Genomic DNA, 12,819 nt, shown 5'->3' with positions numbered 1-12,819 from the left:
GCACTCGTGGCGGCGTTGTTCTTTGGCATTCATGAGGTAACCTCCCGGATTAGGATGCCCTCATGATCTCACAGGTTTTTGGGATGTTGAAGGTGGGTAGGATTTGACGCTTACGTAAAAACGATGCGCATTTTGCCTCTCTTTCCGATTTCCACTATTCAATCCGATAGAGATGGCGCCTTGTTCTTTTGCCCATTTTTCCGCTTCATTTACCAGCATTTTACCTATACCCTGGTTTCTGATTTTTGAGTCAACAACTAAAGCGACGATTCGAACATAGCTTCCGTTATGTTCGTAAAAATAACCTACACACAGTCCACAACTTTTCCTTCATACTCAGCGACCATAGTATAGTAACGTGGATCTGCGCTAATATTTTTGTAGCGTGCTCCATGTCTTTAGCCGTAGTAGGATATCCCAACTGCCCCATCAACTCAGCCATTTCAACGATATCTCTCATTTCTGCCTGTCTTACCCGCTAATTTTACAAATCATGTGACAAGTGAAACATTTTATTCACTTTGTCGTCTAATATACTGACTGCTAATAACATCCAAAATAATTTTGTGAAGGGATTGATATTCATGAAGAAGACCTTAATTTTTCTAGGATTCACATTTGCATTTCTTGCCGGAAATTTGGTATCCCCTCTGTTTAATGAGAAGGTAGCTAATGCAAACCAAAAGGAATTCCAAATTGTTGGTCAGCCAAGCCCTTTTAACATGTTTCAAGATCCAGAAAAACCAGACCACCCCAAAATCATTGTCGATAAAAGAACTAAAGTTCAATACATGCAATCAACTTCGGGAGATATTACATTAATCGTCGACCAAACTGGAAAACCGCTACTGTATACCGGAAAACTATATTAAGCTTTTTGGCTAAGTCCTCGTTTGCATTGAGGACTTTTTCTTTTTACCGGTGTGTTTCGTGTGCTACCTTGTCCTTGATCGCGGCCCCTCCCAGAGTCAGTCGGTACTGCCCCCGTGTATCAGGTTTCTTTTTGACCAATCCCTCGCGCATTAGGGCCTTGAGAGGAAGATTGGTAAGATGCCGTGTGGTATCCTATCTTGTTTGCGATCTGCGCCGGCGTCTGCCACCCGTCGGTTTTTATCTCAATGATGGAAATGAGCTGGTGCATGGGCCATTTAAAGGACTCCCTGCATGTGTGCGTATCCCTTTCGGAAAAGGAGTATGTGGCACCGCAGCAAGTAAACGGGAAACCATTCGAGTAGATGATGTTAACTTATTTCCTGGTCATATTGCTTGTGATGCCGCATCTCAGATCAAGTCCGTATTTGTGTGTAAATTCCCCTCGGTAGAGAAATAAATTAGCCAATGCGAGTCACTTTAGACACCGCTTTTGTTGCCTGAGTTTCTCGCCATTCCAAATACTCTGCCATATCGAGATACTTTTTGCCACTTGCCCATTTTTCGTCTATCTCCATAAGCAAAGCTCCGATTAGGCGAATAACCGATTCACGGTTAGGAAAAATGCGAATGACACGTTCTCGTCGTCGAATTTCTTCGTTGAGTCGCTCCATGCCATTTGTTGTCCGAAGTCGTTTACGGTACTTTTCGGGCAGCAGAAGAATGGCTGTGGCATCATCAAAACCATTCTCCAAAACCGAAATCGCCTTTGTAGCTTTGGCCTCGTATATTTCCACCGTTTGTTGCAACAACAACCGTGCCGTTTCAAGATCAGGGGCATCCAAAATCGCACGAACACGGGGATACAACTCCTCCTGCAGCTGCTTGGGGGTGGCGTCAAGAATATTTCGCATAAAATGAGTCTGACACCGTTGCCACGTCACCCCTTGAAAATGAGTACGAATGGCTCGTACGAGCCCACCATGTTGATCGGACACAATCAGTTCTACGCCTCGCAAGCCTCGATCTTTCAGCCAGCTAAAAAACTCACTCCAACTGGCCTCTGATTCACTATCTCCAAGCATCAGTCCAAGGACTTCTCGGTAGCCTTCCTTATTCACCCCGTAGGCCAACATCACGCCACGAGAGCGTACACGCCCCTCTTCACGCACCTTTAAAACGAGGGCATCTACAATGAGAAATGGATAGAAGCTCTCTCGTAGATTTCGGTTGTTCCAAGCCGTTACAATCGGATCCAGGCGTTTACACAGGTCGGAAACAGTAGACTTAGAGAATTCGGTTCCACACAGTTCCTCCGTGATTTGGGCAACTTTTCGAGTTGATACCCCATTCACCACCATTTCCATGAGAGCTAAAACCAAGGCTTGTTCACTTCGCTGATAGCGGGCAAACATTTCTGTCGAGAACTTTCCGTTTCGAATTCGTGGCACCCGAAGGGTGACCGTTCCCACACGCGTGGTCAATTGATGAGGATATGTACCGTTTCGATAACCTTGACGTTCATCTGTACGTTCGTACGGTTCCGCAGAAAGCTGTTCCGTAGCCTGGGCCTGCAATACCTGATTCAATACCGATTCCAGCAGCTTGGCCACCCCCGAATCCTGCGAATTTCCGAGAAATAGTTGCTGCAAAAGCTGCGAATCTACAGTAATCTGGTAATGAGCCATTTTCAAAATCCCCTCTCCTGGAATGTTGTCTGGACAACTTCATTCTAACCGAGGGTTTTTTGAAATGGCTCTCTTATTTTAAAGAGACTCCGTTTTTACACAATTATATGGACTCAACTGCATCTCAATCAGAAATCGTATTGGCGATTATAAAAAACGATGAGTTAATTGGGTGTTGTGTTAAATTTGTATTGAGCCATCAATAACTTAATCTGGGTGACAAGGATGTTTAACAAGATAAGAAATGATCTGATTTACTACCAAAAAGCTCATCAAAAGGGTCTGTCAATGATTTTGTGTAAACTCCAATAGCCGTTACAGATAGCCAGAAGCACCGTTGGCATGTACGAGATCGATACGAAAAAAGTAAGTAAAGAGGTGGCGGCAGCACTCGAAAAATATGACCCGAAGAAATCCGTCCCCAATTCGTCCCCAACGAGTCATTTTTGACATCACACACTCACCGTGAAAATAAGAAAAAGCCTTGATTTCTCAAGGCTTTTCGTATGGAGCGGGTGATGGGAATCGAACCCACGCCGCCAGCTTGGGAAGCTGGAGTTCTACCATTGAACTACACCCGCATCGGCGAGAGGATTGGGCTGGGAAGATGGTGCCGGTGAAGGGACTTGAACCCCCACTCCATTGCTGGAAACGGATTTTGAGTCCGTCGCGTCTGCCATTCCGCCACACCGGCACGTCTGTATATTGTTATAGCAGATTGGTGAGAAATCGTCAATGGTGGGGAGAGACGGATTCGAACCGCCGAACCCAGAGGGAGCAGATTTACAGTCTGCCGCGTTTAGCCACTTCGCTATCTCCCCGTATGAATGCCCGTGGTGCCGGCGATAGGAATCGAACCCACAACCCCCTGATTACAAGTCAGGTGCTCTACCAATTGAGCTACACCGGCAGGTAAGCGCCCTCTCCCATTTCCCATTTTTATCCTCAGTGAAAAAGGAGGAGACGCTTTTAAATCTATCATATTAAACTATCGCATGTCAATAGAAAATTTCCGAGAAAATTTCACTTCCCCTGTTCTTCGAGAATGCGTCTCGCCCACTCGTGAAAAACCGGCAGCGCCTGCTCCACGTCGGGGAACACCTGCTCCGCTTCGCATACGAAGTCGGGAAAATCGGTGATGCGGTTCTTGCGGATGCGGACGCCGTCCGATTCGCACTTGATCTCCAGAAAGTGCGGGACCGGCTCGTCCACGCCCCATTGATTCTCCACGAACTCATAGGTACGTACCCATTCCAGAATGCGAATTTCCCCTGGTTTCAGGCGGAGCACTTGTTCCAGGGACATAATCGTCTCATTTCCGTAGTAATGCATGATCGTCATCCCTTCTGCTGCACCTCCGGTCGTGTTTCGCGTTTCGCGCCTGGCCGGAGGATTTCAGTACGGCCGCTACACTGTCGGGGCAGCGTTTTCCTGTTGAGGTCAGCGCGCCGGCGTGCCCTTTCATTGCCGCAAAGAAAGACGGGATCGCCGCGTCTCCCGTCCCGTTTGCTCTCCCATCGCAAGAACCCCTCTGTCGCTCTATTGTCCCCAGATGAACGACCGGGGCTTGGGGGAAGTTGTTCTTTGCTGCATCGGGCAGCCGGCACGCAAATCAGATACGTTCCGATACCGGACTTGCAAGAGAAAGAGAACCTCCCCACGTTGCGGCCGGAAGCCCATCTTTCACCTAGATCGAGGAAAGCAGTTCTTTCAGTTCTTTGACAATCACCGCCTGGTACCCCGTTCCCTCGCCGTACTTCTCCAGCATCTCCGCGCGGGCAATCTTGATTTTTTCCTCGTAATCCGGCGCGCTGCGGTCCGGGTTTTGCTGTTTGAAGGCAACCATTACGGCTTGGACGTGCTGCGGGCGCGGTCCCCATTTCCCCAGCACATGGCCGCCCGTGTCGGCAAAGATGGCGATGGGAATCGCTCTGCCGCCCATGGTGAGAAACTGGTCCATCAGATCGAGATGTTCTTCCATCACCAGTACTTCCACAGGCATTTCCGTCTCTTCCAACGCGCGGAACAAGACGGGCACATTGCGCACGACGTCTCCGCACCAATCGGCGGCCAAAATCAGACAGCGCAGGTCGTCACGGTGGCGCAGCGAGGCGAAAAACTGCCGCTCCTCTTCACTCGGCCAGGAAAATGCCTGATACCACCCGGCAAAGGCTTCCTTGTTTTTGCTCATGGTGTCCATGAACGCCTGGGGCTTCAATCCGCTTCCAAACTTGTGGGCCACATTGACCGTCATGGTTTCCCCTCCTCGATTTCCACTGTACCGTTCTAGCTTTCCACACGGCCGAACGAAAATCCTCTTTCTCCCCGCACGCAGCGAAGATCCCCGCGGCTTTTGCGGCCAGGAAAGCTCTCATCTCCCCAAAACAAGTCCTGCCCCGGCCTGCAGAGCCAGCGCAGGGACCATCGCTCTCCGTCTGCAACTGTTCGCCCCCGATTGCATCGGCCTTTCGCCTGCGCGGATGGCGGCACCGGCACCAGGGCTCGTCCCGTGCGAGGTTTTCCTGCCGTCGCCTTCATTCCAGACCATCCCCCAAAAAAACAAACAGCGCGGGATAGCGCTGTCGTTTCCATCAAGACCGGGGAGCCGTAAGAATGCAGGGCACACCGCAGCCGATCGCCCCCGGGCGCGACATCTTGTCGACGTACGCCATCCCTCGAGCGCACGGCTGCTTGCACACTTTACAGGTCTCGGACGTGACGATTTTCAGATTCAACTGGTTGGGATGCTGCCGGGATTCCCGATTCGTCTTTGCCTTTTTCGGTTTTGCCATCCGTTCTCCCCCCTCCGTCCCTGGATCGATTTATTGTATGAAGGAGAACAACCCTGTTCTTTAGGCAAGGACACAAAACGGAGAGACCCGCCGGAAATTGGGCCGGGAGCGGAAAAGATGCGCCCGGTTTCGGTTCGCCCGGAGCGGAATAGATGCGGCACGGTTTTGGTTCGCCCGGTGTCTCGCCATGACGGTGTCGGCACAAAACAGCCGGCGCGCAGCAAGCGCCTCCGGCCGTTCGTCATGACCCCGGTCCGCTGTGGATTACCTCCTCACCGGTACGGCTGGCCGGTGAGAAACCCCCACAGCCGCTTCAGAATCCACCACGGTCCGATCAGCAGAAAGACGGGATTTTTCAGAAAGGAGGGAGGATTCCCCTCTACGTAGTGACCGACAAATTGGAAGATCCACCCGACGATGAACAGGCCGAGCGCCCACTTCCAGCTCCAGAAAAAGAGCGGCAGGGAAATGACGATCATGGGAATGCCGAACGCGTGGGTCAGCTTGTTGACGGGATGCTGGTGGTCGCGCTTGTACCGTTCCAAAAAGGACACCTTTTCCTCCATGTGAAAGACCTCCTTTTTTTCAATATTCTAACACTTTGGGGTGCTGCCTTGGAAGCCGTTCACTGCCGTATTTTCGCTGCTTTCCCACGACGGATCGCCCATTCGTCTCCCCATCTGGGCCTCATGACCGGATGGACGATTCTTTGGTAACGGGAAAGACGGCCGGGTGGAACCATACGGTCGCTCGTGAACGGAGGACTTGCGCATCATATTGGCCGTCATAGGCCGCTTTTCATTGGGGATCGCGGTAAAGGATGGTATAATGAGGAAGCGTGTGCTGTCAGAGAAAAACCGTGATGTTACAGGTGGGAGAGCGATGGATCGGACCAGAACGGAACGGGTCAAGGCCGAACAGAGGAAAAAACGGCGCAGACGCTTGTACATGACGCTCAACGGCGTCATGCTCGGCGTGCTGTTCCTTCTGTTCTTCGGGTTGTATCGGATGGAGAATCCGCACAGGGAGACTCCCCAACAGAGCGGAAGCGGTCAATCGGAACAAGCCGGCGAGGCACCGGCAGGCATCGACAGCGGCGGCGAGCCGACCGTCACGCTCAGCTTTGCGGGAGACACCATGATGTCCGGCCACGTGGAAACGAGGTTGAGGGAGAACGGCTTCGATTTTCCGTTTGTGCACGTAACATCGCTGTTTCAGCAGGATGATTTTACCGTCGCCAATTTGGAAACACCCGTGACCACGCGCGGTACGCCCGCTGCCAAGACCTTTGTGTACAAGTCGCCGCCGGAAGCGGTTCCGGCGATGAAAGCGGCCGGGATTGACCTGGTCAACCTGGCGAACAACCATTCCATGGACCAGGGCGTACAAGGCCTGCTTGACACGTTTCGCGTACTGGATGAAAACGGGATCGCCTATGTCGGCGCCGGCGCAGATGCAGCCCGCGCGTACGCTCCGGTGTTTGTCGAACGAAACGGCATCACCATCGCGTTCTTCGGCTTCAGCCGGGTTGTTCCGGAAGTCAGTTGGTACGCCGGCAAAAACAAGCCGGGGCTCGCCGTCTCGTACGACCCGACCCGCGCTGTGGAAGCGATTCGCACGGCACGACCCGAGGCCGACCTCGTCGTCGTGATCGCTCATTGGGGCAAGGAGAAAGTGGATGTCCCCGTCGATCACCAAAAGGAGCTGGCCCGCGCCTACATCGACGCCGGCGCCGATCTTGTCGTCGGCGGTCATCCGCACGTACTGCAGGGGTTCGAATCGTACCGCGACAAGTGGATCGCGTACAGTTTGGGCAATTTCATTTTTACGCGTGCCGCGGAGCCGAAAACCTGGGAGACCATGGTGCTGCAGGCGACGTGCACGAAACAGGGAGCCTGCACCCTGAAGATGCTGCCGTACCACGCGGAGTTGGGTCAGGCGGTGCCGATGAACGAGGCGGACGGCGCCCACCTGCTCAAGCGGATCGAATCCATCTCGACCCATGTCAGGATCGACCCGGACGGCAGCGTGCACGACGGGACTGCCCAGACGGCGCAATGAACACGCGGCAGGAAACACCCCGCCCGCACGCAACCCTCTCCGGAACGCAAGCATCCCCGAATCGTGCAGCGGGTTTCCGGCATCCGCTCGGTCTTTCCCCACCGGACACAAGCCAAGGCGCATTCGGGGCGGCCCCGTTTACGCCCCGCGCCGACGTATGACCGCAAAAAAGGAGCCGGGAATCCAGGCTCCTTTTCATGTACGTATCGAAGCACCTTTCATTCATGCAGGGGACGCCATCTCCATTCGTTTCTGGCTGCCCGTTTCCCCATCCACTCGTAAACCAAATACCCCAACACGTTACAGAAGGCAAAGACAAGGATCCACCCCATGTGCAACCGGCCATGATGATACGCATTGATCGATGCCCAAATCGTGAACAATGTCGCGTAAATCGCAGCACCTACAAAGAACACAAAGGGGATCACCGGAAAAATCCGCTTTGATTCCATATGCACGTACCAGTCGGCACCGCCAATATCATACCCCAGGTCCATCAGCATCCAATCAGGCGCCGATACCGATTTTTCGTACTGGTAGGCGGGTATCGCTTCATTTCGATGGTAGGAGTGGATGCCCGTTTCGTTTTCCCTTTTCACATCATCCATGTGATAGATTTGAACGTGGACAATCTGTTCTTTCTCATGTACCAAGGTTTTTATGTCCTGTTTCATGTCGTCGGAAATCGCCTCTTTCTTTCCTAACATTCCGACTATTTGTTCCGCGACAGCGAGGTTTTCCTTCCGATGTCCGTCGTCAACTGCCCATTACACTCCACATGCAATGGAAGTAAGGACAAAGATGGTGACTGCGATCGAAAGCACCCGTTTTGCAAATATTTTCTGTGTGGTAAACAATTGGCCAACTACACCACGCCTTTCTTTCTCCCCGCCAAACGGTCAATGGCAATCGCAATGGCTTCCTGCTCTGATTTTCCCTCTCGTTTTAATTCGTCAAACGCTTCCAACAAATGACTTTTCATTTCATCCTTTAATTCTTGTATTTCCTGTTCATTCCTCCCTACATGTTGATACACCGAATCGACAAATGCTTCAATTTGCTTCATGTGGTTTCTCCCCCTCCCAAAAACGAATCCATCATGGTTTTCACAAACTGCCACTCCGCACGTTTTTCTTCGAACGCCTCTTTCCCAAGCGACGTAAGGGTATAATATTTTCGTCTTCCGCCTGGACCTTGCTCGTCTCCCCAGTACGATTCAATCCATTTATGTTTTTCCAGCCGCTTCAACGACAGATACAGTGTTCCCTCCTTTATCTCGAATTGTCCGCCGCTTTTTTTCCGAACGCATTTCGCCTGTTCGGGAATCGTGACGGCTCCGGCACTCCGATTTGTCGAATGAATCGGAATGTTTTACAATCTGGTTAGCCGACACCATGAAAGGAACCCGACCGTCACATTGGCCAACCGGCACCTTCAGGGAGGATGCGCGATGACTTCACCTTTTCTTTCCTACACCATTACCGGGGAACCGTTCCGCCTGTTTTCCGTTCCCCATCTGGCCGCACTGGGACTCTTGTGCTGTGCCGCGCTGATCCTGTACCTTTTCCGAGCCAAATGGAGGAAACGCGTGGCGAACCGCGTTCTCCGTTTGTCGCTCGCGGCCCTTCTCCTGGCGACGGAACTTTCCTTTCAGTGGTGGCACGTGCTGACCGGGAGCTGGTCGGCTGCCTATACCCTGCCGCTGCAGTTGTGCAGCGTGTCGCTCTTGCTGTCGGTGCTGATGCTCGTGAGAAAGAGTTACCGGCTGTACGAAGTCACCTATTTCACGGGGCTGGGCGGAGCCGGGCAGGCGCTTCTTACTCCCGACCTGTTTTATCCCTTTCCCCATTTTCGCTTTTTCCACTTTTTTATCGCCCATGCGGCCATCATCCTGGCGTGTCTTCACATGACCTGGGTGGAACAGTATCGGCCCACCCACCGCTCCCTGTGGAAAGCGATGGGCTTTCTCAACCTGCTCCTGCCCGTCGTTGTGGTGGTCAACCATGTGACGGGAGGCAACTACATGTTTCTCTCCCAAAAACCGGCCAACCCCAGCCTGCTTGACTATTTGGGACCGTATCCGTGGTACATCCTCTCGCTTGAAGCGGTGGCTCTCGTGTTGTTTTACCTTTTTTACCTCCCGTTCCCCCTGGGCAGACGGGTAAAACCATCCGCCGCTGCCGGGCTGACCGACTGAACAAAAGCGCCGCGTACCGCCCCGACGTGATACCCCCATCGGCTCCACACGTATCACCAGGTTCAGCCTTTCAAATGGAAGGAGGAGCGGCTGTGAATGGCTGCTCCGGCAGGACCGGGTGGCCCAAAAGAAAAACCGCCGCGATGTGCAGCGGTCAGGGCTTCTCGGCCAGCAGTTTGCGTACTTCCTGCTCCAGAACGGACGCGTCGATCATGCCGATGATGGTTTTTCGGACGATTCCCTGCCGATCGATCAGATACGTGGTGGGAAACGCCTGAATCCGGTAACGGTTGGCGACTTCGCCGGTCATGTCCATCGGCACGGGAAACGGCAGCTCGTACGTCTGCACAAAGGTTTTCGCGCCGTCCGCGCTGTCGTCACTGGTCACGTTGATGGCGTACAGATCCACCTGCTGTCCGAATTTCTGGTAGAACTTGCGCAGTTCCGGGGCTTCCATCCGGCACGGACCGCACCAGGAGGCCCAGAAATTCAGGATGAGCGGCTTGCTGCGCTTGCCGTTGAGCTGGTACGTCTGCTTGTCCATCCCGGTCAGGGTGAAATGGGGGGCTTCGTAACCCTCTACCGGCTTTTGTTCCGCTTTCGGTTCCGCCATGACCGTCGGGCTTTGTCCCGTTTGCGGCCAGACGACCAGTCCGACAGAGAGGGCTACAAACATTGCGAGCAGCAGTCTTTTCATCTCTTCACCTCGTTTAGAATCCGGTAAAGCCTCCGTACAGTTGAATCAGGACGCGGGTGATTTCCGTCAGCTTATCGGTATACAACAAGATGCCGAACAGGACCATGACTGCACCGCCCAGTTTCATCAGCCGGTCCGAGTACTTGACAATCGCTCCGACCTTGCTGATGAAAAACGTCATGAGGAAGAACGGGATGGCAAACCCCAGGGTGTAGGCCAGCGTGTAGGTCAGCGCACGGGTCGGATCGGTCACGCCCAGCACGATGATGCCGGAGAGGATCGGACCTACACACGGCGTCCACCCCGCCGCATAGGTGATGCCGACCAGTATGGACCCAGTATACCCCAACGGGCGGGATTTTAAATCAACCTTCCACGTCCGCATCATCCAGTCCATTTGGAACACACCGAGCAGGATCAGGCCGATCACCGCCAGGAGAATGCCGCCCAGTTGGCGGATCAGGTCTTTTTTCTCGGCGAACAGACTGCCCAGCCAGGACGTGGACAGTCCCAGCGCGACAAAGACGATGGAAAAACCGAGAATGAAAAACAAGGTATGCAGCAAAGCCTGCCGTTGAAAGACCGCCCTCCCCTTCTTCACCTCGTCCATGGTGATGCCGGTCACATAGGACAAAAACGAAGGGTAGAGCGGCAGACAGCACGGGGAAATGAAGGAAAGAAAACCCGCGCCAAAGGCCAGCAGTACGGAAAGATTTCCACTCATAAATACCTCCGAGGGCAGCGTTTTGTACTATTGTAACGGAAGCGGTCCTTGTCCCAAAAGTGGCTCGGACACTTTGCCTCAAAAACGTTGGAATTTTATTTACATAACATACATTATGGTAACTTTTCTCGACCGATCGTTCCCATGCAAAAGAGACGAATGAAGCAGTCATCCGTCTTTTTCTCGTTGATATGTATCCGTCCCACCGCGGGTCAGTCAGGACGAGGTCTGTGCCTGCTTTCTCTGCCGCCCGTTTTACCGCACGGAAATCGGCAGCCGAACCTCAAACCGCGCCCCGCCCAACTGCGGCGAATTGTCCGCGAAGATCTCGCCGCCGTGATCGACGATGATCCGCTGCGTCGTGGACAGCCCCAGCCCCGTTCCATCCGGTTTGGTCGTGTAAAACGGCACGAACAGATTTTGCTTGACGCTGTCGGACAAGCCCATGCCGTCATCCTCCACGGTGATGACGACCTGATTGATCGACGCGTACGCCGACACCTGAACGACCGACCCTTTGGCAGCCAGTGCCTCCAGTGCATTTTTCAGGATATTCAAAATCGCCTGTTTAATTCGCGCGCGGTAGCCGTAGACATGCCACTGTTCGCCGGACCAGTTCAGTTCCAGCCGGATGCCCCGTCTGTTTGACTCCGGCTCCAGCAGGCGAATCACGCCCAGCACTTCCTCCATCACCAAAAACCGTTCGGCCACGATCTTGTCGTCCCGGTAGCGGGCCAGGACGAGCACGTCGTTCAGCAGCCCGTCGATCCGCTCGATCTCGGTCAGGATGACGGAAAAATACGATCGGTTTCCCTCCGTCTCCATCTGTTCCCGCAGCAGTTGAATAAAGCCTTTGATCGAGGTCAGCGGGTTGCGGATTTCATGAGCCATGCCGGCCGCCAGTTGACCCACGGCGGCGAGCGCTTCCCGCTTGGTCAGCTCCTCATCGTACCGCTTGCTCTCGGTAATGTTGCGCAGCACGGCGATGGCTCCCCACAGCTCCCCCTTGTGATAGATCGGGCTGGTGCTGACCGTTGTCCACTTGCCATTATACTCCGCCACATAGTGGCCGGACTGGCCGCGCTCCACCACCCACTGCAGAAAGCGCTCGCATTCCCGCGGGCGAAACGTCTCGTCGATCTGCTTGCCGATGATTTGCTCCCGCTCCACCTGGAGCAGGTCGGCCAGGGCGTAGTTGGCCTCCACGATCCGCAAGTCCTTGTCGATCATCAGCACGGCGATGTCCGTCGACTTCAAGACGAGCTGGACGAGTTCCTGTTCCGCCACTTCCGTAAACGGTTCACCGGCGGAGAGAGCGTTCTCGGGCCGGTGCTTGTCCTCGCGCTCATTCATTTGACAGGTTTGTACCACTGCGTCCATCAGCTTGTCCACAAAACGAAACACGTCCGTCTGCATGGAAGAAAATGTGGGCCATTCCGCGGGCGTTTGAATCAACTGCTCCGCATCCGCCTGCAACTGCTCCACGATCACGTCACGTCCCAGCCGGATCATTTCCAGGACACTGGCGAGAGGCATGCCCTGCTTGACCCGATTCAACGCGAACTCCCGCATCTGCTGTTCCAGCATGAAACCGTTCCCCGTTTCCAGGAAATCCGCCACTCCCTTGATCAACTGTTCCAGAAGAGACAGGGTGTGCGGGTCGTCTGCCGTGAGCAGATCGGGGATTCGATTGTGGTTCGACAAAAACGAATACGCTTTGGCCGCCAGATCAGGGGCCAGACTGGTTACGCGCATACAGACACGTTTTTTCACTTCCCACTGGCTCCTTC

At 53.6% G+C, this 12,819-nt stretch carries 14 protein-coding genes, 4 tRNA genes and 2 pseudogenes; 4 read left to right on the top strand and 16 right to left on the bottom strand.

The genetic code is table 11. The annotated features are described in order from the left end of the window. Window positions 1–60: 60 nt before the first annotated feature. Window positions 61–270: a GNAT family N-acetyltransferase gene (locus A6764_RS11865; RefSeq protein WP_255309597.1), complete on the bottom strand. Its 210-nt coding sequence runs from the start codon at window positions 268–270 to the stop codon at window positions 61–63. Between the two features lie 314 nt (window positions 271–584). On the opposite strand from A6764_RS11865, the gene A6764_RS11860 reads away from it, so the two are divergent. Next, a complete protein-coding gene (locus A6764_RS11860; RefSeq protein ID WP_065066433.1) occupies window positions 585–872 on the top strand; it encodes a DUF6440 family protein in 288 nt (95 codons plus the stop codon). A 230-nt stretch (window positions 873–1,102) separates the two neighbouring features. After that, window positions 1,103–1,297 (top strand): annotated as a pseudogene (locus A6764_RS11855) (GAF domain-containing protein); the annotation flags it as partial. Window positions 1,298–1,331: 34 nt separating this feature from the next. On the opposite strand, the gene A6764_RS11850 reads toward A6764_RS11855, so the two are convergent. The 9 genes from A6764_RS11850 to A6764_RS11810 form a co-directional block, all read right to left on the bottom strand. Beyond that, the gene (locus A6764_RS11850) at window positions 1,332–2,558 is read right to left on the bottom strand and encodes an IS256 family transposase (protein WP_065068428.1); all 1,227 of its coding nucleotides are present in this window, start codon (window positions 2,556–2,558) and stop codon (window positions 1,332–1,334) included. A gap of 507 nt (window positions 2,559–3,065) precedes the next feature. Next, window positions 3,066–3,139: transfer RNA gene (locus tag A6764_RS11845), tRNA-Gly, on the bottom strand. Between the two features lie 27 nt (window positions 3,140–3,166). Then, window positions 3,167–3,252: transfer RNA gene (locus tag A6764_RS11840), tRNA-Leu, on the bottom strand. A gap of 42 nt (window positions 3,253–3,294) precedes the next feature. Continuing rightward, window positions 3,295–3,379 (bottom strand) — tRNA-Tyr (locus tag A6764_RS11835). Window positions 3,380–3,392: 13 nt separating this feature from the next. Next, window positions 3,393–3,468 (bottom strand) — tRNA-Thr (locus A6764_RS11830). A gap of 113 nt (window positions 3,469–3,581) precedes the next feature. Then, on the bottom strand, window positions 3,582–3,890 hold the full coding sequence (locus tag A6764_RS11825; protein ID WP_065066443.1) for a hypothetical protein: 309 nt from the start codon (window positions 3,888–3,890) through the stop codon (window positions 3,582–3,584). Between the two features lie 355 nt (window positions 3,891–4,245). Next, the gene (locus A6764_RS11820) at window positions 4,246–4,812 is read right to left on the bottom strand and encodes a thioredoxin family protein (protein ID WP_065066435.1); all 567 of its coding nucleotides are present in this window, start codon (window positions 4,810–4,812) and stop codon (window positions 4,246–4,248) included. A gap of 337 nt (window positions 4,813–5,149) precedes the next feature. Next, window positions 5,150–5,350 (bottom strand): hypothetical protein, encoded by a 201-nt coding sequence (locus A6764_RS11815; RefSeq protein ID WP_029099144.1) that lies wholly within the window; start codon window positions 5,348–5,350, stop codon window positions 5,150–5,152. Between the two features lie 272 nt (window positions 5,351–5,622). Continuing rightward, the gene (locus tag A6764_RS11810; protein ID WP_029099143.1) at window positions 5,623–5,916 is read right to left on the bottom strand and encodes an Mpo1-like protein; all 294 of its coding nucleotides are present in this window, start codon (window positions 5,914–5,916) and stop codon (window positions 5,623–5,625) included. Window positions 5,917–6,232: 316 nt separating this feature from the next. On the opposite strand from A6764_RS11810, the gene A6764_RS11805 reads away from it, so the two are divergent. Continuing rightward, window positions 6,233–7,411: a CapA family protein gene (locus A6764_RS11805; RefSeq protein ID WP_065066436.1), complete on the top strand. Its 1,179-nt coding sequence runs from the start codon at window positions 6,233–6,235 to the stop codon at window positions 7,409–7,411. A 218-nt stretch (window positions 7,412–7,629) separates the two neighbouring features. Here A6764_RS11805 and A6764_RS11800 read toward each other — a convergent pair whose 3' ends face one another. The 3 genes and pseudogenes from A6764_RS11800 to A6764_RS11790 form a co-directional block, all read right to left on the bottom strand. Continuing rightward, window positions 7,630–8,085, bottom strand: coding sequence for a hypothetical protein (locus A6764_RS11800; RefSeq protein ID WP_141669585.1), 456 nt, complete (start codon window positions 8,083–8,085; stop codon window positions 7,630–7,632). A gap of 191 nt (window positions 8,086–8,276) precedes the next feature. Continuing rightward, the gene (locus A6764_RS11795; RefSeq protein ID WP_083989725.1) at window positions 8,277–8,477 is read right to left on the bottom strand and encodes a permease prefix domain 1-containing protein; all 201 of its coding nucleotides are present in this window, start codon (window positions 8,475–8,477) and stop codon (window positions 8,277–8,279) included. Then, a pseudogene (locus A6764_RS11790) lies at window positions 8,474–8,731 on the bottom strand (PadR family transcriptional regulator); the annotation flags it as partial. The pseudogene A6764_RS11790 and the gene A6764_RS11795, both read right to left, overlap by 4 nt. A 130-nt stretch (window positions 8,732–8,861) precedes the next feature. Between A6764_RS11790 and A6764_RS11785 the strand changes: the two are divergent. Then, window positions 8,862–9,608: a YwaF family protein gene (locus A6764_RS11785; protein ID WP_065066438.1), complete on the top strand. Its 747-nt coding sequence runs from the start codon at window positions 8,862–8,864 to the stop codon at window positions 9,606–9,608. A gap of 154 nt (window positions 9,609–9,762) precedes the next feature. Here A6764_RS11785 and A6764_RS11780 read toward each other — a convergent pair whose 3' ends face one another. The 3 genes from A6764_RS11780 to A6764_RS11770 all read right to left on the bottom strand — a co-directional run bounded on the left by A6764_RS11780 (window position 9,763) and on the right by A6764_RS11770 (window position 12,802). Beyond that, window positions 9,763–10,305 (bottom strand): TlpA family protein disulfide reductase, encoded by a 543-nt coding sequence (locus A6764_RS11780; protein WP_065066439.1) that lies wholly within the window; start codon window positions 10,303–10,305, stop codon window positions 9,763–9,765. Window positions 10,306–10,318: 13 nt separating this feature from the next. Next, entirely contained in the window at window positions 10,319–11,029 is a 711-nt protein-coding gene (locus tag A6764_RS11775) for a cytochrome c biogenesis CcdA family protein (protein WP_029099137.1), read from the bottom strand. 255 nt (window positions 11,030–11,284) lie between these two features. Continuing rightward, complete coding sequence (locus A6764_RS11770; protein WP_065066440.1) at window positions 11,285–12,802, bottom strand: two-component system sensor histidine kinase NtrB; 1,518 nt, start codon at window positions 12,800–12,802, stop codon at window positions 11,285–11,287. Window positions 12,803–12,819 lie beyond the last annotated feature (17 nt).

Origin of the sequence: Brevibacillus sp. WF146, from assembly GCF_001673705.2 — a bacterium.
Classification (GTDB): Bacteria; Bacillota; Bacilli; order Brevibacillales; family Brevibacillaceae; genus Brevibacillus; species Brevibacillus thermoruber.
Note: the sequence above shows the minus strand (reverse complement) of the source record. Positions and strands in the feature narration are given on the sequence as shown.